This window comes from Methylobacterium sp. WL8 (assembly GCF_008040045.1).
GTDB lineage: Bacteria > Pseudomonadota > Alphaproteobacteria > Rhizobiales > Beijerinckiaceae > Methylobacterium > Methylobacterium cerastii.
Genome location: NZ_VRVF01000027.1, coordinates 39,264 through 59,799, shown reverse-complemented (window position 1 = coordinate 59,799; position 20,536 = coordinate 39,264). Strand labels below are relative to the sequence as shown.

Genomic DNA, 20,536 nt, shown 5'->3' with positions numbered 1-20,536 from the left:
CGCCGCCGCCGAAGCCCCCCGGCCCCATCCCGCCGGGGGCGAGGCCCGCGCCGCCATAGCCTCCGGCGGCGCCGTAGCCTCCGCCGCCGCCGTAGCCGAGACCGCTCGAGACGCCGACGCTGCCGCCGGTTTCCGCCGCGACCACGCCCTGCAGCACAAGCGCCAGCTCCTTCGCTGACCGGTTCTGGATTCGATAGACGAAGAGCTGGCGCTCGCGCTCGGCCGCGAGGCCTTCGAGCTGCTCAAGCCAGACCCGGGCGCGGTCGAGATAGGTGGCGCGGGAGCTCACCACGAGCACCGCGTTGAGCGGTTCGTTGGGAATGAAGCGGATGACGTCGCCGGTGCCGGCCGCCTCGCCGCCGAAGATCTGGGTGAGGTCGCGGGCGAGCGAGCCCGGATTGGAGGAGCGCACCGGCAGCATCGCCGTGGACATGCCGCGCATCCAGTCGACGTCGAACACGGCGATGGTCTGGCGCAGGGCCTGGATCTGCCCGCTCTCGCCCGACAGGATCAGCAGGTTGCGGGCCCGGTCCACGCGCAGCACCACGTCGCGCGGCGCGACGGAAGCCAGGATCGCCTGCATCTCGGCCGCCGCGATCCAGCGCATCGGCACGATCACCGCGCCGGATTCCGCGCCGACCCCCTGGACCGCCTGGACCGCGCCGGGCCTCTTGCCGCCCGGGACGATCTGCGCGGTGCGGCCGCGCCGCCTCAGGGCGAGCCCGCGGCTCGACAGCGCCGTCTCGAACATCGAGAGCAGCGTGTCGCGGGTGACCTGGCCGCCGGTCTGAAGGGTGATGGTGCCGACGGCGCGCTCGTCGAGGGTGTAGCCCCACCCGAACGTGTCGGCGAGCACCGCCTTGGCGGCGACCGGCAGCGGCACCTCGACGAGGTTGAGGCTGACCATGCCGCCGAGCTGCGGCTCCTGCCGCGAGGCTTCGCCGCCGGTGAAGCGATCGTCGCCACGCCGGATCAGGGCATGGGAAGGGCTCGGGGCATGGGACGGGTTCGAACCGGGCCGGAACCCGAGTTCCGGTTCGGCCGCCCGGGCGGGGGGCGCTGCGGACCAGCTGACCAGGCCGGCGAGCGCGACGTTGATGATCCGTCGCCGCTTCATGCCCGTGTCGATCCCCCCCACCCGCCGGTTCGGGTCGAGGGCGACGCTAGGACTTTATGGTTAACAGCGTCTTGCCATAGGTTAAGGAAATTCCTCGCCCGGGAACCGGTTGTATTCCTGCCGGCCGTGTTCCCGCGAGAAAGCAACCATCAGTTGCTTGCGACGTCGGTCCCGTCGCCCGTGCCGCCGGTCTTGCCGTCGCTGCCGAGCGAGTAGACCTCGTAGGGTCCGCCGCCGACCGCGGGATTACGGTAAAGATACGGGCGGCCCCACGGATCGTTGAGGCCGCGCGCGTCGCGCACGTAGGGGCCGCGCCAGCTCGGGCCCGTCGGCTGCACCAGCGCCTGCAGGCCCTGCTGCGCGGTCGGATAGGTGCCGAGATCGAGATAGTAGAGTTCCACCGCCTGGGCGATGTTCTTGACCTGGATGCGCGCCGTCTCGCCCTTGGCACGGCCGAGATAGCCCAGCACCTGCGGCGTCACCATGGTCGCGATCATGCCGATGATCGCCAGGACGACGAGCAGCTCGACGAGCGAGAAGCCCGCCTGGCCTGCGTCGGCCTCGCCCCGGGGATCGATGGTGTCGGTGGTCATCGTCGCGTCCTGTTCGTGGTGGTTGGGAATTAAGATGCGCCGCCTTTCTGAAGGAACCGCCTCACGCGGGGCGGACGAGCCGTCCGAGCGGCATGACAGGAACGGATTCTTTGATGTTTGTTAGCGGATTCCTGCCAAGCCTGGGGCACCACTCGGGCGCGGCAGGGCGCGCCGCCAGGAACACGCATGATCCCGACCGGCGGACCCACGCGCCCTCTTAGGACCCTGTCGTCGGGCGCCGTCGTCGCCGGAGCGCTTGCGGTGGCCGGCTGCCTCGTCTGGGCCCTGCCGGCCTGCGCGGCGGAGCCGATCACCCTGCCGATGCCGGCGCCGCTGCCGCCGATCCGCATCCTGACGCTGCTGGTTGGCCTGCACCTCATCGGGCTCTGCCTCGGCCTCGGCGGGGCGACCATGCTCGATTTCTGGATTCTGCGCTGGATGCGCTGGGGCGGGCTGCCGGCCGAGATCGCCCGCACCTTCCTGTTCGTGAGCAAGGTGGTGTCGGTCGGCATCGGCCTGCTCTGGGTGTCGGGTCTCGGCTTCCTCGCGCTGTACTGGTTCGAATCGCCCGAGAAGCTCGCCAACCCCAAGCTGGTCGCCAAGGTGAGCGTGGTGGTGGTGCTGACCGTCAACGGCCTCCTGATCCATGCCCTGGTGCTGCCGGGCGTGCTGCGCGACGTCAGCCGGCCGATGTTCGAGGGCGTCTCGCGCCTGCGCACGGGGGTGTTCCTGATCTCCGGCGCCATCTCGGGCGTGTCCTGGTACGCCGCCTTCGCGATGGGCCTGATGCGCGAGCTGAACGGCCGCGTCGGCTACGGGCCGCTGCTCGGCCTGTGGTTCGTCGCCGTCGTGGCGGGGGTGATCTGCGCCTACGTCTACTGGATGCACCTGCGCGAGCGCAGCGCCGGCCTCGCCGCGGTGCGGGTGGGGCTGTCGCGCCTGCCCCGCATCCCGGACAGCGCCCTCGTCTCGGTCGGCCGGGCTCCGCCGGCGCGCGTCCCGCCGATGCGCCGGCATGCCTTCGCCGCGATCGAGGCGGACCGGCTGGCCAGGCGCTGACCCGATGGTGCAGGACGGTCTCGGTGCGATCCTCGGCGCCCCGCTCGTGGCGGCGCTCCTGCCGCTGCCGCTCACGTTGACGGCGACGGCGTTCGACCTGCGCCACAGGATCATCCCGGATCTCGTCAACCTCGCGCTCTTCGCGCTCGGGCTCGCGGTGGCGGCCTGGCGCGAGCCGGAGCCGGCGGCGCTCGCCTTGCGGCTGGCCGAGGCCGGCCTCGCCTTCGTCCTGTTCCTGGGCCTGCGCGCGCTCCATGCGCGGCTGCGCGGCCGCGTCGGCCTCGGGCTCGGCGACGTGAAGTTCCTCGGCGCCGCCACCGTCTGGACCGGGCTTGCGGGCCTGCCCCTTCTCGTCCTCACGGCCAGCGTCACGGCGCTCGTCGCGATCCTCGTCGGCCGCCTCGCCGGAGCCCGGATCACGGCGGCGACCCGACTGCCGTTCGGCCCCTTCCTCGCACTCGGCCTCCACGCGGCCTTGCTCGCCGGCCACCACGCGCCTCAAGGATTCTGACGCCGCGTCCGCCGTCGATCGCTGTCGTCCTTCGACCCGCTCGTCCGGCGCGGGAAGTGGCAAACCTTAAGCGCAGGGTCCTATGGATCGATCGCCATGAGAATCCCACGGGCCTCGAGCCGTTACCGAGCGCCGTCCGCCCGCCGGTTCTGCATCGGCGGGCCATGGCTGCCGTCACGTGCTTCCGGACGCTCCTGCGTGGAGCCTGGACCTCAGGGGCGGGCCGAGGACGAAGTCTCTCAGGCCTGCCGCGGCCGTTCCGGGACGGCCGGCTTTACGCTGATCGAGATGCTCGTGACGCTCGCGATCATGGGTATCGCGACGGCGCTGGCGCTGGGCGGCATGGGCAGCATCTCGGCCGGCCGGCGCATGGCGTTCACCTCCGACGTGATCGCCGCCGAGATCGACCGGCTGCGGGTGGAGGCGATGCGGACCGGGCGGCGTGGGCGGCTGGTGTTCGAGCCGGGCGCCGAGCGCTTCCTCAGCTCCCGCCCGGGCGCCGGAGCGATCTCGACTCACGGCGCGCAGGTGACGATGGAGACGCGGCCGGGCGGCAAGGTCGACCCCGGCGAGATCTGGCTCCTCCCCGACGGAAGCTCGACGGGGGGGCGGATCGTGCTGGCCGCGCAAGGGGGCGGCGTCGTCCTGTCCGTCAGCGCGCTGACGGGCCTCGTGCGACGCGGGGACCTTCCATGAGCGGCCGGCGCAACGCCCCGCCCGCCGGGCCCGGCGAAGAGGGGTTCACCATCGTCGAGGTCGTGGTCGCCTTCGCGATCACGACCCTCGCCATGATCGCGGCGATCGAGGTCTCCGGGGCGGTCGCCATGGGCGTCCGGCGCGTCGAGGCGGCGCGGGTCGCGTCCGACGAGGCGGAGGGGGTGGTCCTGGCCCGGTTCGCGGCGGGGCCGCCCCAGGCGGGCGTCGAGCGGGGCACGTTCTCGGACGGGTCGGCCTGGACCCTGCGCATCGCCGACGCCGCGCCGGCGATGGGCCTCGGCCGCGTCCCGCCGCTCTGGCTCGTCCGCTTGAGCCGGGGACCGGTCGAAGGCCGGCCGATCTACACGACGCTCGTCCCGGGAGAGATCCGTGAATGAGGCGCGGCCAGAGGCGGGCCAGGCCGGCTTCACGCTGGTGGAGGTGGTCGTCTGCCTCGCCCTGGCCTCGCTGATCGGTCTCCTGCTCGTCCAGACGTTGCAGATCGCATCGCGCGCGTCCGGCGCGGCCGGGCGCGTCGCCGCCGCCGAGGAGGTGCAATCCGTCCGCGATCACCTGCGGCGCACCCTCGGCAGCCTCGTCCGGCGCCGCACGGACGGGCGGCGGCCTTTCTTCCTGGGCCGTCCCGACGGCCTCGACGCCGTGATCGCCCCCGATGCGGCCGCCGAGCGTCCCGCCGAGACCCAGGTCACCCTCGCCGGCACCGCCCGCACCGATCGCCGCCTCGACCTGATCGAGCGCCGCCGGCTCGCGGAGCCCGGGGCCGAGGTCGGCGCAGGCGACGAGGAAGTGCTGCTTGCCGGCGTGACCGGCCTCAGCTTCCGCTATTTCGGCGTGCCGACCGGCAACGCGCCGGCCGTCTGGCTTGCGCAATGGACCCGGCCCGACCGGGCGCCGAAGCTCGTCGAGATCCGCATCGCGTTCGACCCAGGTGATCGCCGACGCTGGCCCCCGTTCCTCGTCGCCCTCGGAGACCGACCGTGACCGAGGAGCACGGCCGCGACGGCGAGGCGGGCTTCGTGCTGCCCTGCGTGCTGGCGATCCTGATCGTGGTCTGCGCCCTCCTGGCCGCGACCGTCATGCGCGTCCGCTCCGGCACCGCCCTGACGCAGGCCCGCGCCGACCTCACCCGGGTCCAGGGCCTGGCCGACGGGATCGCCCGCCTCGTCGCCTACGACCTCGGCCTCCAGCGGACCTACCGCCTCCGCGGCCTGCAGTTGCCGGAGGACGGCCGGCCGATCGCCTGCGACCTGGCCCCGCGGGAGCGGTTGCTGATCGCCCTTCAGGACCAGGGCCTTCTCGTCGACCTCAACGCCACGCCGCGGGCCGGGCTCGAGACGGCCTTGCGCGGGGCCGGCATCCCCGACGCCACCGCGCTGGCGCTCGCCGCGGAGATCGTCGACTATCGCGATGCCGACGACGTGCCCGAGCCGAGCGGCGGGGCGGAGGCGCCGCAATACCGGGCGCGCGGCCTCGGCTACGGGCCGCGCAACGCGCCGTTCGTCAGCGTCGACGAGATCGGACGGCTGCCCTCGATGACCGAGGACATCGCCGCGCGGCTCAAGCCGTTGCTGACGATCTACAATGAATCCGGCCGCGTCGCCGGAGCGTCGCCGGACCCGGCCAAGGCCGCAAGAGGGCAGGGCGCGCGAACCCCGCAGGCGCCCCCGGCGCCGTCGCCGCGGCAATACTTCCGCATCGACGTCCTAGTCGAGGAGCAGGGCGTCCGCGCCGGACGTTCGGGCACCTACGCGCTGGGCGGCGGGAGCTCCGGCATGGATTTCCTGGCCTGGCAGCCGGGCATCCCGACGCTGCCGCCGGCCTTGGAAGGCCATCCCACCTGCGGCGTGATCGGGGCCGCCCTCCAGGCCCGCTAGGACGATGTTCGCGGTCTCGTCCCAGGCACCGCGCCGTCGCCTTCACGGAGGCCGACGCTCCGAGGCGACGGCTTAACCAGATCCGTTGGCAAATCCGAAACGGTGCGAGAATAAACAGACAGGCTCGCGGGCCGAGTGCGAAAATCTTCCGACCTCCGTGAGCCGGCTGCAACCTCCCAGCTCCCCGAAGTTCGGCCGTCCGAAGCCAACCGTAGGTGTATCTCGTGATGCGCGGCGTTCTTTCACGCGGGAGCCTTGCGACGCGGCTGCTGCGCCGGGTCCTTCCCGTCCTCGGCGCCGGCCTGCTTGCGGCCGGCGCGACGTCGTCCGCTCCGGGCGGGCGTGACGACGCGCTTCGGCCGGAGACCGCGCTGTCCGACCTGCTCTGGTCGGGCGACCCGGTGGCGGCCCCTCGGATCGATCAGTCGGGCCGCGTCCTCGCGCCGTCGTCCCTGCGCGACCGGGTGGTCGTGCTGTCTTTCGTGAGCACCGACTGCCTGATCACCTGCGTCGCGCGCACGCTCGCCCTCGCCGACCTCACCCGCGACCTGCCCCCGGACGTCCGGGCGCGGACCGTAGTCCTCGCCGCCAGCGTGGCGCCGGATCGGGACGACGTCGCGGCCCTGCGCCGGTTCGCCGAAGGGCTGAGGATCGACGCAGGGAAACTTCGACTCGTCACGTGGACCGCCGCGGCGACGGCCGGCGTGATCGCGGCGCTGCGCTACCCGGCGGATCGATTGCCCGAACCGCCGCCGACCGTCCTGGTCTTCGACCGCCGCGGGCAGATCGCGATGACCTATGGCGGCGACCCCCTCGACGTCCCGCGGCTCCGACGCGACATCGCCGTGCTCCACAGCCTCAAGGACGGCGTCGGGCATCCGCCGCGCCCTGCGGCGTCCGCCGCACCGTAGAGCCGCCCGATCGCCGGATGGGAATTTTAACCACCCCTCGCAACGGCGCGACAACGGTTCCCGGAATATTGGTGTTCCCAGCCGCTCGATCCGCATTCGAACGTGGTCGTCGAGGTGGAAGACTGCGGTCCGACACCGATGACGACCGCCGGCGGGTGTTCCATCGACGTCGAAAAAGGGGAATGCAGGATCATGATACCGAAATCTTCCCGGCCGCGTCCGCGAGCCGGACGCGCCCTCGCGCGGTCGCTCATGTCGGCGACGATGCTGGCCGGGATGGCCGGCCTGTCCGCCGAGGCGGCCAAGTTTCCCGTCGTCGTGACTCAGGTGCAGGACCCGTTCGGCACGCCGACCGCGATTCCCGACACGGCACCGGCTCAAGGCATGTGGCGCGGCGTCTTCGCTTGGCCCCTGAACGCGATCAGCATGGGCCTGTTGCCCTCCGGCAAGCTCGTCTCGTTCGGGTCGCCGCCCGACGACGCCGCCGTCCAGAGCGGGCGCTATTACGACATCTGGGACCCTTCCAAGGGCTTCGACCCGAGCGGGCACACGATCCTTCCGGCCGTCGCGAACGTGAACAGCTTCTGTTCGACCATGGCCTTCCAGGCGGACGGCTCGCTGATGGCCGCGGGCGGCATCTTCGAGGCCGGCGTCGACAAGGGGGCCGCCGTCGTCAACGGGCTGGGCACCGGCGTCTCGCCGCTCGGGGCGCAGATGGCCGCGGACCGCTACTACTCCACGATGCTCAGCCTGCCCGACGGTCGCCAACTCATCATGGGCGGCTCATACCCGTACAACGGCGGCTGGGCTGATCCCCAGGGCAGCATCAACAAGGGCTTCATGAGCGGGATGACCCCGGAGGTCTACGACGGCACGCGCTGGAGCAGCCTGTTCGGCGCCAACAGCCGCGACGCGTTCGGACCCGAGAACAATCGTTGGTGGTATCCGCGTGCCTGGATCGCGCCGAACGGCAAGGTGTTCGGCGTCAGCGCCGAGAAGATGTGGTACCTCGATCCGACCGGAAACGGCTCGATCGCGGTGACGCCGTTCAAGGAGCCGCAGCGGAGCGCCAATACGGCGGCCGACGCCCCGAACGTCGGACCGAGCTCGACGGCCGTGATGTACGACACCGGCCGGATCCTCCAGCTCGGCGGCAACAGCTACGACAACAGCAGCGGCTTCCTCGCCAGCAGCCGCGCCACGCTGGTCGACATCACCGGAGGCAACCCTGTCCTCACGGAGACGGCGCCGACCAAGATCGGTCGCTCCTGGGCGAACGCGACGGTGCTGCCGACCGGCCTCGTGGCGGTCACCGGCGGCAGCCTGTGGGACGACCAAGCCGACGGCAACGCGGTGCTGCCGATGGAGATGTGGGACCCGAAGACCGGGGCGTGGACCCTCGGCCCGGCGGCCTCGATCTATCGCGGCTATCACTCGACCGCGCTGCTGATGCAGAACGGTACGGTCCTCACCAGCGGCGGCGGGGCGCCCGGTCCCGTGAACAACAAGAACGCCGAGGTCTACTACCCGCCCTACCTGTTCACCAGCGTCAACGGCAAGGCGGCGCTGGCACCGCGCCCGCAGATCCTCAGCCTGACGACGAACCGCCTGAACTACGGCCAGTGGATGCAGGTCGAGGTGACCGCGCAGGCCGGCGTCTCGCAGGTCGTGCTGCTCGGCCTCGGCCTCGTCACGCACAGCTTCAACGCGACGCAGCGGCGCATGGTGCTCAACGCAGGGGTGAGCTCTGACGGCACGGTGGCGGTCCAGGCGCCGGCCTCGGCCAACGTCGCGCCCCCCGGCTACTACCAGTTGGTCATGATCGACCAGAAAGGCGTGCCGTCGCCCGGAATCATCGTCGCGATCGGCCCGAACACGGCGGCCCCGCCGCTGGCGAGTGCGCCGACCCCGGCCGTGATCGCCGTCGCGAGCAACGCCGGCGGAACCACGGGCGGCGCGTCAGGCGGCGCGGCCGGCACCGGCGGTACGACGGGTGGGACCGGAACCGCCACCGGCGGCACGGGCACCGGCGGTACGGCTACGGGCGTGACGCCGACGGCGGCGATCAGCCTCGAATCCGCGAGCAAGCCCGGCACCTACGTCCGGCGCGTGTTCGGCGAGTTGATGGCGTCGGCGCCGGCGATCAACGCGACCGATCGCCAGGAGGCGAGCTTCAAGCTCGTCCCGGGCCTGAGCGGCAAGGGATCGAGCTTCCAGATGACCCGCGAGACCACCCGATATCTTAGGCACGCCGGCTTCGCGCTCTACAGCAATCCCGTGATGTCCATCGGGACGAGCCCGGACGCGAGCTTCACCCGCCGCACCGCGCTCGCGCAGACCTGCGGCTGCAACAGCGGGCCTTGCGTGTCCTACGAGTCGGTCAACTTCCCGAACTACTTCGTCAAGGTTCGGCCCGACACCACGCTCGGGATCGATGGTTTCGTCGAAACGCAGGACTACCGCCAGCAGGCTTCGTTCTGCGAGCGGCCGTCGCTCGACACCACCCTGACGCCGACCCCGGCGCCGACCGCGAGCACCAACACGACCCTGCTCAAGGCCGCCCATTCCGGGATGTGCCTCGCGGTGCCGGCCGGCAACACCAACGACGGGGCGCCCGTGACCCAGCAGGTCTGCACCGGCGGCGCCGAGCAGCAGTGGAAGTTCACGGCCGTCGCCGGCGGCTATACGGTGACGAACGCCTCCACCGGCCGCTGCCTCGATGTCTGGGGCGTCTCGCAGGCTGTCGGTGCGCAGGCCTGGCAGTGGAGCTGCACCGGTGGGCCCAACCAAGTCTGGGCGACCAAGGCCCAGGGGAACGGCGTCGCGCTGGTCGCGAAGCATTCGAACCAGTGCCTTGACGTCGGCGGCGCGTCGACGGCGAGAGGAGCCGGAGCCATCCAGTGGGCCTGCCACGGCGGCCTGAACCAGACCTTCGTCGGCCCGCAATCGGGCTGGTAGGGCGCAAGACATGCTGCTTCCCGCGTGGAAGCGGCATGCTGGATCCGAGCGATGTAACGCTCCGGTTTCCCGCAAGCCGTACGTTGCGGGTCCGCGGCGGCGCAGCGAACGGGGATGTGACGGGCTCGCGCCCGGACGACGCCCGGCGGGTCTTCCACCCGCCGGGCGTCGTCGCGTTCACGGGTTGCGGTCGTTGCGGCGCAGGCTCGCGGGCGAGGCGAAGATCAGCAGCCCGGCCGCGACCAGGCAGAGGACGCCGATGCCGTAGAGCGCGAGCGTCGTCGAGCCGGTGAGATCCTTCACCCAGCCGACCGCCACGGGGCTGACGATGCCGCCGAACTGGCCCAGCGTGTTGATCAGCGCGATGCCGCCGGCGGCGCCGACGCCGGTGACGAGCTTGGCCGGAAGCGTCCAGAAGGTCGGGATCGAGGCGACGATGCCGGCCCCGACGAGCGCCAGCGCGATCATCAGCGGCACGATCTGCTTGTCGAACAGCCCGGCGGCGAAGAAGCCGACGGCCGCCGCGACCGCGAGGCCCGCCACGAATTTCGGCCGGTCGCCGGAGGCGTCGGAGAGGCGCCCGACGACCATGCTGATCGCGCCGCAGATGTAGGGGATCGCCGTGAGGAAGCCGACCGAGGCCGCGGTGCCGCCGGTGGCGGTCTTGATCAGGTCCGGCCCCCAGAAGTTCAGGCCGTACGAGCCGACCTGGAGCAGGAAGTACACGAGCGCGATCAGCAGGAAGCCCGGCTGCTTGATCGCCCCCCAGAGCGAATGGTCGCCGATGTCGCGATTGTGGTGGGCGATCTTGGAGGCGAGCAGGTCCTTCTCCGGCTGCGTCAGCCAGCGCGCATCCGAGATCCGGTCGTCCAGGCGCAGGAACACCAGCACGCCGAGCACGAGGCAGGGCAGGCCGCCGGCCAGGAACAGCCACTGCCAGCCGGCAAGACCCATCGTGCCGTTGAGGCCGCCGAGGATCAGGCCCGCCACCGGTGCCCCGAAGATGCCGGAGAAGGCCGAGGCCACGAACAGGAACGAGGTGACACGCCCGCGGAACGAGGCCGGGAACCACAGGGTCAGGTAGTACAGGATGCCCGGGGCGAAGCCGGCCTCCATCGCGCCGATGATGAAGCGCAGCACGTAGAAGTGCCACTCGGTGGAAATGAACACCATCAGCGCGGTGGCGATGCCCCACGAGATCATGATCCGGGCGATCCAGCGCCGTGCGCCGACCTTGTACAGCAGCAGGTTCGAGGGCACCTCGAAGATCACGTAGCCGACGACGAACATGCTCGCCCCGAGCCCGTAGGCGACGTTGCTGAAGCCGAGGTCGCTCTGCAGCTGGAACTTGGCGAAGCTGATGTTGATCCGGTCGAAGAACGCGAACATGTAGCAGACCATGATCAGCGGCATCAGCCGCCACGCGGCCTTGCGGACGATGCCGCCCTCGGTGATCTGGTCGGCACCCGCGAGCGGGCCGGTCGTGGCGGCGGTCATGGTTTCCTCCTGGAACGGGCGGCATGCGCGACCCCGCCGGCCGGTCTTGAAGACCGAAGGCAGGATGCGCGCGAACGCGGCGGCGCCGCCTTCTGCGGGGGCTATCCGACACGGATCGAGGTTTCGGGCGGCTCGCGCCGCCGGGTTGCAGCTTCCGCGGCTCACGCCGCCTCGTCGCGGTGTTTGCGGCTCAAGCCGCCTGGGGAACCGGGTGCAGGTCGCCGGGGCGGCCGGCCTTGGCGACCTGGCCGGGCACGTCGTGGCCGACGAGGCGCGGCAGGTCGCGGGAGAGGCCGATCAGCGCGTCGAGGTCGAGGCCGGTGGCGATGCCCATCTCGTGGGCCATGCTGACGAGGTCCTCGGTGCAGATGTTCCCGGTGGCGCCGGGCGCGAACGGACAGCCGCCGAGGCCGCCGAGCGCCGCGTCGAACCGGCGCGCGCCGGCGCCGTAGGCCGCGAGCACGTTGGCGAGGCCAAGGCCGCGGGTGTTGTGGAAGTGCAGGGTCAGCCTTTCCGCCGGCACGATCGCCAGCGCGCGGGCGACGAGGCGTTCCACTTGCCGCGGGTTGGCCATGCCGGTGGTGTCGGCGAGCGTGACGCCGCCGATCCCGAGGGCGAGGTAGCGCTCGACCTGGGCGATCACTTTGTCGGTCGGCTGGTTGCCCTCGAACGGGCAGCCGAAGGCGGTGGCCACCGTGGCGTTGGTCGAGACGTGGGCGCCCTTCACCGTCTCCATGATCCGCGCGAACCCCTCGATCGAGGCCTCCGGGGTCATGCCCATGTTGGCGCGGTTGTGGGTCTCGCTCACCGAGGCGACGAGGTTGACCTCGCCGACGCCGGCCGCGAGCGCCCGCTCGGCGCCCTTCGGGTTCGGCACCAGGGCGACGTAGACGGTGCCGGGCCGCCGGCCGATCCCGGCGAAGACTTCAGCCGCGTCGCGAAGCGCCGGCACGGCCTTCGGCGAGACGAAGGACGACACCTCGATCCGCGAGAAGCCTGCGGCCGAGAGCGCGTCGACCAGCGCGACCTTGTCGGCGGTTTCGACGTAGCGGGGCTCGATCTGGAACCCGTCGCGGGTGGCGACCTCCTGGATCAGCATGGCATCGCCCGTCATTGCACGGCTCCCTCGCGGCGCAGGCGCTCGATGGTCTCGGTGTCGCGGCCGAGGTCGGCGAGCACGGAATCGGTGTGGGCGCCGAGCGCCGGCCCCTGCCAGCGCACCGCGCCGGGGGTGCCGGAGAGCTTGGGCACGATGCCGGGCATCTTCACCTTCGTGCCGCCGGGCAGCTCCGCGTCGAGGATCATGTCGCGGGCGGCGTAGTGCGGGTCGGCGACGATGTCGGCCACCGAGTAGATCCGGCCCGCCGGCACGTCCGCCGCGTCGAGCACCGCCAGCGCCTCGTCCACGCTGCGTTCTCGGGTCCAGTCTGCGATCACGCCGTCGAGCATGCCGGCGACCTTCGAGCGGCCGTCGTTGTTGCGCAGCGCCGGGTCGTCGGCGAGGTCCGGCCGGCCGATCGCCGTCATCAGGCGCCGGAAGATCGGGTCCGAGTTGCCGGCGACGACGACGAAGCCGTCGTCCTTGGTCGGATAGGTGTTCGAGGGCGTGATGCCGGGCAGCGCCCCGCCGGTCCGGGTGCGGATTTCGCCCAGCAGGTCGTATTCCGGAACCAGGCTCTCCATCACGTTGAACACGCTCTCCACGAGCGAGACGTCGATGACCTGGCCCTGGCCGCCGGCGGTCTTCACGTGCAGCATCGCCATCAGCGCGCCGATGACGCCATGGAGCGAGGCCAGCGTGTCGCCGATGCTGACCCCGACGCGGGCGGGTGGGCTTTCCGGGCTTCCGGTGGTGAAGCGGATGCCGCCCATCGACTCGCCGATCGCGCCGAAGCCCGGCCGGTCGCGGTAGGGGCCGGTCTGGCCGTAGCCGGAGATGCGAACCATCACGAGCTTCGGGTTCAGCTCGGAGAGCACGTCCCAGCCGAGGCCCAGCTTCTCCAGTCCGCCGGGCCGGAAGTTCTCGACCACCACGTCGGCGCTGCGCACGAGGTCCTTCACGATGTCGAGCCCATCGGGCGACTTCAGGTTGATCGCGATCGACTTCTTGTTGCGCGACTGCAGGTACCACCAGAGCGACGTGCCTTCGTGCATCTTGCGCCACCGACGCAGTGGGTCGCCGTCCTTCGGGGCCTCGACCTTGATCACTTCGGCACCGAACTCGCCGAGGATCTTGGTGGCGAACGGCGCCGCGATCAGCTGACCGAGCTCGAGGACCCGGATTCCGTCGAGCGGGCCGTTGGCCGAAGCTTGCACCGGGCCTGGCATCGGCGTTCCCTCCATCGTCTTTGGACCGATCGGTATGGGATCGGCCGCAGGGTGTCCAAACGCGATGCACCAGCCTGCGTTCTCCTAACGCGAACGCAGGTCTTGCCGTTCAGGCGTCCGCGGTCAGCCGCAGGTGGTCGAACAGCATGGCCGCCGCCGGCGATTGCGCGCCCGGCCGGACGACGAGGCTGAGCGTCCGCCGTGCCCACGGGTCGGTGAGCGGCACGGCGACGACGTTCATCTGCGGCCCGAGCAGGGCGTGGACCCGCTCGGGCACGACGCCGAGCCCCATTCCGGCCTGCGCCATCCGGCAGATCGCGTCGAAGCTCGGCACGTGGACGCGCAGGCGCAGCGGCCGCCCGAGGCGCCGGGCCTCGTCGCGGAGCGTGCCGTAGATCGAGCTTTCCCGGTGCATGCCGACATGGTCGTAGTCGAGGGTGTCGGCGAAGGCGAGGGCGTCTCGGCCGGCCAGGGGATGGCCGGCGGGCACGACGAGGACGAGGCGGTCGCCGCGATACGGATAGGCCTTGAGCGAGCGCGGATCGGTGCGGCCGGCGCAGATGCCGAGGTCGGCGGCGCCTTCCTCGACGCCGGCGACCACGCCGCCGCTCGGGCGCTCCTCCAGGTCGACGCCGATGCCGGCCTGGGCGGCCAGGAAGGCCTGCAGGTCCTCCGGCAGGAACTGCACGATCGCCGAGAGGTTCGCCAGCACGCGGACGAAGCCGCGCAGGCCGCTGGCGTGCTCGGCGAGTTCGAGGGCGATCTGCTCGGCCGACCCGAGCATCCGGCGGGTGTGGTGCAGCAGCGTCTCGCCGGCCGGCGTCGGGCGCATGCCCCTAGGCTCGCGGGTGAGCAGCGTGCAGCACAGCGCCCGCTCCAGCTCGGCGAGGCGCTTGCTGACGGCCGACGGCGCGATCGCGGCCCGCCGCGCCGCGCCGTTGAGCGTGCCCTCCTCGCAGATCGCTGCGAACAGGCGCAGCGTCTTCAAGTCGAGGCGGTTCAGGATGAACGGGGTCGGCGTTCCCTCCGACATGGTCCCCGCTCTCCCGCCGCTCCGGGAATCAGCCCGGGATGATGCGCTCGTCGAGCTTGCGGTCCACGATCTCGACCGTGCGGTCGATCTCGGCCTCGGGCATGTCGAGCTGGTGCGAGATCAGCTTGAGCAGCAGGTCGACGCGCTCGATGTACGGCGCGCCGCTCTCCACCGCGCGGGCGGCCGAGGACGGCTTCAGGAGGCCCTCGGCCGCCTTGGCGTACTTCTCGAACGGCACCTGGTCGGCGGGGTCGGCACCGAGGCGGCGGGCCAGCGCGTCGACATGCTCGTAGATCGCGCGCGAGCGATCGAGGTCGCCGTGCACCGCATCGCGGATCGAGCGCGGGGCCTCGGGGGTGATGCAGCGATAGTTGCCGGTGAGCAGCATGGACCACTTCGCCAGCGGCACGAACAGCGAATCGAACACCTTCAGCTTCACGGGGACGTCGTGCCCGTCGACCCGCACCGCGTCGATGCCCGCTTCCAGCTCCCGGAGCAGTTTGTTGTGCTCGGGGTCGGCGAAGGTCGCCGCCTTGAAGTTCGTCGGCAGCCCGACATGGAGGACGTTGGCGGGCTCGTCCGGCGGGCGGAACGCCTGCGGATCGGGCGAGCACAGCGACATCAGGCCCGGCTCGAAGCGGTCCCAGACGCCGGCATTGGTGTAGGCCTCGCGCAGGTCCATCTTCGCCAGCGCCGGAATCCGCTCGAGATAGGGCAGCGGCGGCATGTTCATGATCGACAGGCACGGCAGCTTGGCCGCGGCGATCTTGATCATCAGCACACGGATCGTGTGGTTGTTGTACTGCGGCTCCTGCATCGCCAAGCCGACGAGGTCGTAGCGCGACACGTCGACGTCTTCGGGCGGCATCGCGTCGACCTTGCCCGGCAGGTCGCGCGAGTGGAACGCCCGGTGCGTGGCCTCGTCGCGCAGCTTGATGCGCACCTCGGTGCCCTGGCTGTTGATGAGATCCGCGGTCTTCCGACGACAGACGAGCGTCACGTCGTGACCGGCCATCAACAGCTTCGTCGCAAGCAGCGAGCCGTAAGATGCCCCGAGGATCAAGATTCGGCGCGGCATGATTTCATCCCTGAGAGTTAGGTTATTGTTTTTGCGTCGGACGATCATCCGGCGTGTATCTGGTATACCCAGTCGTCCGGCTCGCACGCAAGCCACGCTTGGCTTGACGCGCAACGCGATCCACGGCGCCGACGTGGCGGCAGCGCTCTCGTTCAGCGCGACTTATCGGGTCGGCGCCGGGTCGGCGGCGTCATCGCCCCGGCGCAGGGTGATGCGCGTCAGCTCGGAGGGGCGCCCGAGCCTCAGGGCGAAGCCAGGCCAGAGCCCGGTGCCGTTGTTGACGTAGAGAATCATGCCCCCGACCGCGTAGCGGCCCGAGACGAAGCCGCCGTTGGCGCGGGCGAACAGCCGGTCGAACCCTGCGATCATTCCGCCATGGGTATGGCCGGAGAGCTGCAGCGCGACGCCGCGCGCGGCCGCCGCCCGCGCGCCCTTGGGCTGATGGTCGAGGAGGATGATCGGCGCGCCCGGAGGCGCGCCCGCGAGCGCGGCGTCGAGATCGGGTCCCGGGTGGCCGGTCTGCGGCGCCGAACGGTCTGTGACGCCCGCGAGCACCAGGGCGGCGTCGCCGCGCCGCAGCACCGTGTGCCGGTTCGCGAGCACCCGCATGCCGAGCTCGGCATCGTGCCGCATCCAGGCGGGGTAGTCGAAGAAGTACTCGTGGTTGCCGGGCACGATCCAGACGCCGTCCGGCGCGCCGAGCCGGGCGAGCGGCGCCACGTCGGCGCGACGCGAGGCCAGCGCGCCGTCGATCAGGTCGCCGGTGATCACGACGAGGTCCACGCCGAGGCGGTTGGAGCGCGCGACCACCTGTTCGGTCCAGGGGGCCGGGAAGAGCCGGCTGATGTGGAGGTCGGTCAGCTGCAGAAGCGTGTAGCCGTCGAAGGCGTCGGGGAGGTTCGCGATCCGCACTTCGACGTCCAGGAGCGGCGGCAGCCGTACCGCCTGCCGCACCGCCAACGCCGACAGCAGCAGCGCGAGCGCAGCCGCCCCGTAGCGGCAGGCAGCGGGGATCGCCCAGCCGCCGAACGGCCACGCGACCAGCGCAGCGGCGTCGAGCGCCATCTGCATCCCAGCGAGCAGCAGGATGGCGCCGAAGGCCCCGTTGAACAGCACCACCAGCCAACGCGGGAACTCGGGCGCGAACACCGAGCCGGAGGAGAGGCGGCACCACAGGTGGTACTGCGAGGCGACGAGCAGCAGCACCGCCACGGCGGCCTTCGCCGCGGGCGGCCCCGGCAGCGGCCAGAGCACCCGCGTGACGACGTACAGGCAGGGGAGGCTGAAGATCAGATGGAACATGGCCGTCCGGCTACGCCGAAAGCCGGCACCGGGGCCAGGGCCTTCGCATTCGGGCGCCAGCGCGCGGCGCCTCGCGAGGCGCCGCCGACAGGGGCGTCAGGCTGCGGTCAATCGCGGAATCGCGGAGCGGAGCCTGGAATATCCGCGGTTCGAGAGCGGCCAGGCCGCCTCGTCCCAGGGTCGGCGCAGCCGCAAGACCGCTTCGGGCAGCACTGCCGCCGACGGGCCGACGGGCGCCCAGGCGGTGACGACGTGAAGCGCCCCGGCCCAGGCGCCGGTCGCCGGTCCCGCCGAGCAGTCGAAACGGGCCGCCGCCCGGTCTAGCGCATCGCGCATCGCGGCGGCGTCCGCCGCCCGGACGGCCTCGGACGCCCCCTCGGCATGCGCGATCAGCCCTCCGACCCGCACCACGCGCGCCGCGCCCAGCGGCAGGCTCTCCGGGTGCAGGTCGTCGAGGTGCAGGAGCAGGGCGACGTCGCCCGAGGGCGCGGCGTCGGCGGCCGGCAGGGCGACCTCGCGCGGCGGCATCGGCTCGTCGAGGGCGTCCGGATACTCGTCGAGGTTTCGAGGGTCGAAGCGATCCTCCGTGTAGCGCCGGATGTTCTCGGCACGCGCCACGTAGTGCTTGCCCCGCGTGTGCAGGCCCGCCACCCAGCGCCAGGACAGGGTGTTGCTCGCCGGGTCGCCGTCGAGGAGGTGGCGCAGGAAGAAGTCCGCGCCGAGCGCCCAAGGCAGGCGCAGGGTGAAGATCCAGATCGAGGCGAACCACATCCGGGCATGGTTGTGCAGCCAGCCGGTCTCGACGAGTTGCTGCGCCCAGTCGTCGAAGCCGTCGATGCCGGTCCGGCCCGCGATCGCGGCCTCGAAGGTCCGGCGTAGGCCGGGCTCGGCCGCAAGCCGCCCCCGGTCGGCCGCGGCAAGCGCCAGGAAGTCCGTCCAGGCTGCTGGATGGGTCTCGAGATGGCCCTTGAAGTAGGTCCGCCAGAAGACCTCCGACACGAACTTCTCCGCGCCGCCATCGCCGAAGGCGGCTTCGGCGGCGGCCACGACCTCCGCTTCCGTCACGAGGCGCCGGCGCAGGTAGGGCGAGAGCGCCGAGGTGGTCGGCCGCGCGTCCGGCCCACGGTCGGTGTTGCGGGCGGCGGCGTAATCCGCCCCTGCCTCCGCGAGGAAGGCCGAGAGGCGGTCGAGCCCGGCGGCGCGAGTCATCGGAAAGGTGAGGGGAAAGCTTCGATCCATGCCGTCGAGCTAGCGCGGCGCGAGAGGGCATGGATGCGACCGATTTCCCTGAAAACCCCCGGTGCCGGGATCGGTCCGGCTCCGGGGGGGATTGCGCTCAGGCCGCCTCGGGCAGCCGGTCGAGGAACTTGTCCAGGGTCAGCGGATAGTCGCGGACGCGGATGCCGGTGGCGTTGTAGACGGCGTTCGCCACCGCCGCCCCGACGCCGCAGATCCCGAGCTCGCCGACGCCCTTGGCCTTCATCGGCGAGGACATCGGATCGACCTCGTCGAGGAAGATCACCTCCTGGTGCGGGATGTCGGCGTGCACCGGCACCTCGTAGCCCGCGAGGTCGTGGTTGGCGAAGAAGCCGCGCTTGGTGTCGACCGCAAGCTCCTCCATCAGCGCCGCGCCCGTCCCCATCACCATGCCGCCGATGACCTGGCTGCGAGCCGACTTCGGGTTGAGGATGCGCCCGGCCGCGCATACGGCCAGCATCCGGCGGACGCGGATCTCGGCGGTGTCGGCGTCGACGCCGACCTCGACGAAGTGGGCGCCGAAGGTCGATTGCTGCTGCTTCTTGGACAGGTCGCCGAACTCGATCGTGTCCTCGGCCGACAGCGCGCCCTGGGCGGCCGCCTCGCCGAGCGGCACGGCGCGGTTGCCCGCCCGCACTTGCCCGTCGGCGAACACGGCGTCTTCGGAGTTGATGCCGAGCCGCTGCGCCACCGCCTCGCGCAGCTTCACGCAGGCCGCGTAGACGCCCGCCGTCGACGAGTTGGCGCCGAACTGCCCGCCGGACCCCGAGGAGACCGGGAAGGCGGAATCGCCGAGGCGCACCACGACCCGGTCGAGGGTCACGCCCATCATCTCGGCGGCCGTCTGGGCGATGATGGTGTAGCTGCCGGTGCCGATGTCGGTCATGTCGGTCTCGACCGTCACCGTGCCGTCGCCGTCCAGGCGCACCCGGGCGCCGGACTTCAGGACCATGTTGTTTCGGAAGGCCGCCGCCATCCCGTGGCCGACGAGCCATTGGCCGTCGCGGACCTGGCCGGGGCGCGGGTTGCGCTTGGCCCATCCGAAGGTTTCCGCCCCGAGCCGCAGGCAGCCGACGAGGTCGCGCTTGGAGAACGGCCGCTTCGGGTCCTGCGGGTCGACCTGGGTGTCGTTGCGGATGCGGAACTCGACCGGGTCCATCCCGAGTTTCTCCGCCATCTCGTCCATGGCGACCTCGAGCACCATCAGGCCCGGCGCCTCGCCGGGCGCCCGCATCGCGTTGCCCTCGGGCAGGTCGAGGTGGGCGAGCTTCATCGCGGTCAGGCGGTTGGCGCCGGCGTAGAGCAGCTTGGTCTGGCTCACAGCCGTCTCGGGATCGCCGTCGGGAAGGTTCCCGGACGTGCTCTCGTGGGCGATGGCCGTGATCGTGCCGTCCTTGGTCGCGCCGATGCGCACCCGCTGGATCGTGGCCGGCCGGTGCGTGGTGTTGTTGGCGATGAGGGGACGCGTCAGCGCGACCTTCACCGGCCGCTTCAAGGCCTTCGCCGCGAGGGCGGCGAGCACCGCGTCGGCGCGCACGAACAGCTTGCCGCCGAAGCCGCCCCCGATATAGGGCGAATCGAGGCGGACGTTCTCCTTCGGCACGCCGAGGATCTTGGCCAAGCTGCCGTGGCCCCAGCCGATCATCTGGTTCGAGGTCCAGAGCGTGACCTTGTCGCCGTCCCACGCCGCGATGGTCGCGTGCGGCTCCATCATCGCATGGCTCTCGTCGGCGGTGGTGTAGCGCTCGTCGAGCGTGACCGGCGCCTGCGCGAAGGCCCCCTCGAAGTCGCCGACGCGCTCCTCGCCGTCGCCGCCGCTGCCCTCGCCGCTGTCGCCCGGCACGGGCGGAGCGCCCTTCGCCTCGACGGCGAGGTCGAACTTGCCGGCATCCGGGGTGTAGTCGACCGCGACCAGGAAGGCTGCCGCGCGCGCCTGCTCGAAGGTCTCGGCCACCACCACGGCGACGGCCTGATGGTAGTGCTGGATCTGGTCGCCGCCGAACAGGTAGGCGGCGTTCATCATGCCCCGCTCGAGCCGCGGGGTCTCGAGTGTCGTCACGATCCCGAGCACGCCGGGGGCGCGCTTGGCGTCCTCCGTGTGGATCGCGCGGACGCGGCCCTTGGCGATGCTGGCGCCGAGCACGTAGCCGTAGGCCTGGTTCGCCGCCACGTCGTGGCGCTCGTAGGCGTAGGGCGCCGTGCCGGTGGTCTTGTATTTGCCGTCGATGCGGTCGGTGGGCTTGCCTACCACCTTGAGTTGATCGATGGGGTTCTGGCCGGCTGGCTGATCGAACTTCATGG

General features: G+C 71.4%; 18 protein-coding genes. 8 read left to right on the top strand and 10 right to left on the bottom strand.

Annotation, left to right across the window (positions count from 1 at the left end; translation table 11 throughout):
• The coding region (locus FV234_RS12045) for a secretin N-terminal domain-containing protein (protein ID WP_348643059.1) at nt 1-1,117 on the bottom strand (1,117 nt) is incomplete at its 3' end.
• A gap of 149 nt (nt 1,118-1,266) precedes the next feature.
• Entirely contained in the window at nt 1,267-1,710 is a 444-nt protein-coding gene (gspG, locus tag FV234_RS12040) for a type II secretion system major pseudopilin GspG (protein WP_147763175.1), read from the bottom strand.
• A 186-nt stretch (nt 1,711-1,896) separates the two neighbouring features.
• Between gspG and FV234_RS12035 the strand changes: the two genes are divergently transcribed.
• From FV234_RS12035 to FV234_RS12000, 8 genes are all read left to right on the top strand, one after another.
• Nucleotides 1,897-2,769 (top strand): hypothetical protein, encoded by an 873-nt coding sequence (locus tag FV234_RS12035; RefSeq protein ID WP_238271722.1) that lies wholly within the window; start codon nt 1,897-1,899, stop codon nt 2,767-2,769.
• A gap of 4 nt (nt 2,770-2,773) precedes the next feature.
• Entirely contained in the window at nt 2,774-3,280 is a 507-nt protein-coding gene (locus tag FV234_RS12030) for an A24 family peptidase (RefSeq protein WP_147829473.1), read from the top strand.
• A 198-nt stretch (nt 3,281-3,478) separates the two neighbouring features.
• Nucleotides 3,479-3,976, top strand: a complete 498-nt coding sequence (locus FV234_RS12025) for a prepilin-type N-terminal cleavage/methylation domain-containing protein (protein WP_187273661.1) — start codon at nt 3,479-3,481, stop codon at nt 3,974-3,976.
• A complete protein-coding gene (locus tag FV234_RS12020; protein ID WP_147829469.1) occupies nt 3,973-4,374 on the top strand; it encodes a prepilin-type N-terminal cleavage/methylation domain-containing protein in 402 nt (133 codons plus the stop codon). Before FV234_RS12025 ends, FV234_RS12020 begins: the two co-directional genes overlap by 4 nt.
• A complete protein-coding gene (locus FV234_RS12015) occupies nt 4,367-4,978 on the top strand; it encodes a prepilin-type N-terminal cleavage/methylation domain-containing protein (RefSeq protein ID WP_147829466.1) in 612 nt (203 codons plus the stop codon). The genes FV234_RS12020 and FV234_RS12015 overlap by 8 nt, the downstream gene beginning before the upstream one ends.
• The gene (locus FV234_RS12010; protein ID WP_246686184.1) at nt 4,975-5,871 is read left to right on the top strand and encodes a type II secretion system protein GspK; all 897 of its coding nucleotides are present in this window, start codon (nt 4,975-4,977) and stop codon (nt 5,869-5,871) included. Before FV234_RS12015 ends, FV234_RS12010 begins: the two co-directional genes overlap by 4 nt.
• Nucleotides 5,872-6,098: 227 nt before the next feature.
• The gene (locus tag FV234_RS12005) at nt 6,099-6,782 is read left to right on the top strand and encodes an SCO family protein (RefSeq protein ID WP_147829464.1); all 684 of its coding nucleotides are present in this window, start codon (nt 6,099-6,101) and stop codon (nt 6,780-6,782) included.
• 252 nt (nt 6,783-7,034) lie between these two features.
• The gene (locus FV234_RS12000; RefSeq protein ID WP_246686183.1) at nt 7,035-9,740 is read left to right on the top strand and encodes an RICIN domain-containing protein; all 2,706 of its coding nucleotides are present in this window, start codon (nt 7,035-7,037) and stop codon (nt 9,738-9,740) included.
• Nucleotides 9,741-9,917: 177 nt separating this feature from the next.
• On the opposite strand, the gene FV234_RS11995 is transcribed toward FV234_RS12000, so the two are convergent.
• From FV234_RS11995 to paoC, 8 genes are all read right to left on the bottom strand, one after another.
• Nucleotides 9,918-11,237, bottom strand: a complete 1,320-nt coding sequence (locus FV234_RS11995; protein ID WP_147763168.1) for an MFS transporter — start codon at nt 11,235-11,237, stop codon at nt 9,918-9,920.
• A 190-nt stretch (nt 11,238-11,427) separates the two neighbouring features.
• The gene (locus FV234_RS11990; protein WP_147829460.1) at nt 11,428-12,351 is read right to left on the bottom strand and encodes a hydroxymethylglutaryl-CoA lyase; all 924 of its coding nucleotides are present in this window, start codon (nt 12,349-12,351) and stop codon (nt 11,428-11,430) included.
• On the bottom strand, nt 12,348-13,565 hold the full coding sequence (locus tag FV234_RS11985) for a CaiB/BaiF CoA-transferase family protein (protein WP_147829458.1): 1,218 nt from the start codon (nt 13,563-13,565) through the stop codon (nt 12,348-12,350). Before FV234_RS11985 ends, FV234_RS11990 begins: the two co-directional genes overlap by 4 nt.
• A gap of 109 nt (nt 13,566-13,674) precedes the next feature.
• Entirely contained in the window at nt 13,675-14,598 is a 924-nt protein-coding gene (locus tag FV234_RS11980; RefSeq protein WP_147763166.1) for a LysR family transcriptional regulator, read from the bottom strand.
• A 28-nt stretch (nt 14,599-14,626) separates the two neighbouring features.
• Complete coding sequence (locus FV234_RS11975; protein WP_147752076.1) at nt 14,627-15,676, bottom strand: 2-dehydropantoate 2-reductase N-terminal domain-containing protein; 1,050 nt, start codon at nt 15,674-15,676, stop codon at nt 14,627-14,629.
• Nucleotides 15,677-15,838: 162 nt separating this feature from the next.
• A complete protein-coding gene (locus FV234_RS11970) occupies nt 15,839-16,978 on the bottom strand; it encodes a metallophosphoesterase (RefSeq protein ID WP_147829456.1) in 1,140 nt (379 codons plus the stop codon).
• 96 nt (nt 16,979-17,074) lie between these two features.
• The gene (locus FV234_RS11965) at nt 17,075-18,187 is read right to left on the bottom strand and encodes an FAD-binding domain-containing protein (protein ID WP_147829454.1); all 1,113 of its coding nucleotides are present in this window, start codon (nt 18,185-18,187) and stop codon (nt 17,075-17,077) included.
• Nucleotides 18,188-18,314: 127 nt separating this feature from the next.
• Nucleotides 18,315-20,534: an aldehyde oxidoreductase molybdenum-binding subunit PaoC gene (gene paoC / locus FV234_RS11960; RefSeq protein ID WP_147829452.1), complete on the bottom strand. Its 2,220-nt coding sequence runs from the start codon at nt 20,532-20,534 to the stop codon at nt 18,315-18,317.
• Between the last annotated feature and the right edge of the window lie 2 nt (nt 20,535-20,536).

Coding starts and splice junctions, on each gene's coding strand:
- paoC (WP_147829452.1), bottom strand. CDS start 20,534: ATGAAGTTCGATCAGCCAGCCGGCCAGAACCCCATCGATCAACTCAAG.
- FV234_RS11995 (WP_147763168.1), bottom strand. CDS start 11,237: ATGACCGCCGCCACGACCGGCCCGCTCGCGGGTGCCGACCAGATCACC.
- FV234_RS12000 (WP_246686183.1), top strand. CDS start 7,035: ATGTCGGCGACGATGCTGGCCGGGATGGCCGGCCTGTCCGCCGAGGCG.
- FV234_RS12005 (WP_147829464.1), top strand. CDS start 6,099: ATGCGCGGCGTTCTTTCACGCGGGAGCCTTGCGACGCGGCTGCTGCGC.
- FV234_RS11965 (WP_147829454.1), bottom strand. CDS start 18,187: ATGACTCGCGCCGCCGGGCTCGACCGCCTCTCGGCCTTCCTCGCGGAG.
- FV234_RS12020 (WP_147829469.1), top strand. CDS start 3,973: ATGAGCGGCCGGCGCAACGCCCCGCCCGCCGGGCCCGGCGAAGAGGGG.
- FV234_RS12030 (WP_147829473.1), top strand. CDS start 2,774: ATGGTGCAGGACGGTCTCGGTGCGATCCTCGGCGCCCCGCTCGTGGCG.
- FV234_RS11980 (WP_147763166.1), bottom strand. CDS start 14,598: ATGTCGGAGGGAACGCCGACCCCGTTCATCCTGAACCGCCTCGACTTG.
- FV234_RS11975 (WP_147752076.1), bottom strand. CDS start 15,676: ATGCCGCGCCGAATCTTGATCCTCGGGGCATCTTACGGCTCGCTGCTT.
- gspG (WP_147763175.1), bottom strand. CDS start 1,710: ATGACCACCGACACCATCGATCCCCGGGGCGAGGCCGACGCAGGCCAG.
- FV234_RS12035 (WP_238271722.1), top strand. CDS start 1,897: ATGATCCCGACCGGCGGACCCACGCGCCCTCTTAGGACCCTGTCGTCG.
- FV234_RS11970 (WP_147829456.1), bottom strand. CDS start 16,978: ATGTTCCATCTGATCTTCAGCCTCCCCTGCCTGTACGTCGTCACGCGG.
- FV234_RS11985 (WP_147829458.1), bottom strand. CDS start 13,565: ATGCCAGGCCCGGTGCAAGCTTCGGCCAACGGCCCGCTCGACGGAATC.
- FV234_RS11990 (WP_147829460.1), bottom strand. CDS start 12,351: ATGACGGGCGATGCCATGCTGATCCAGGAGGTCGCCACCCGCGACGGG.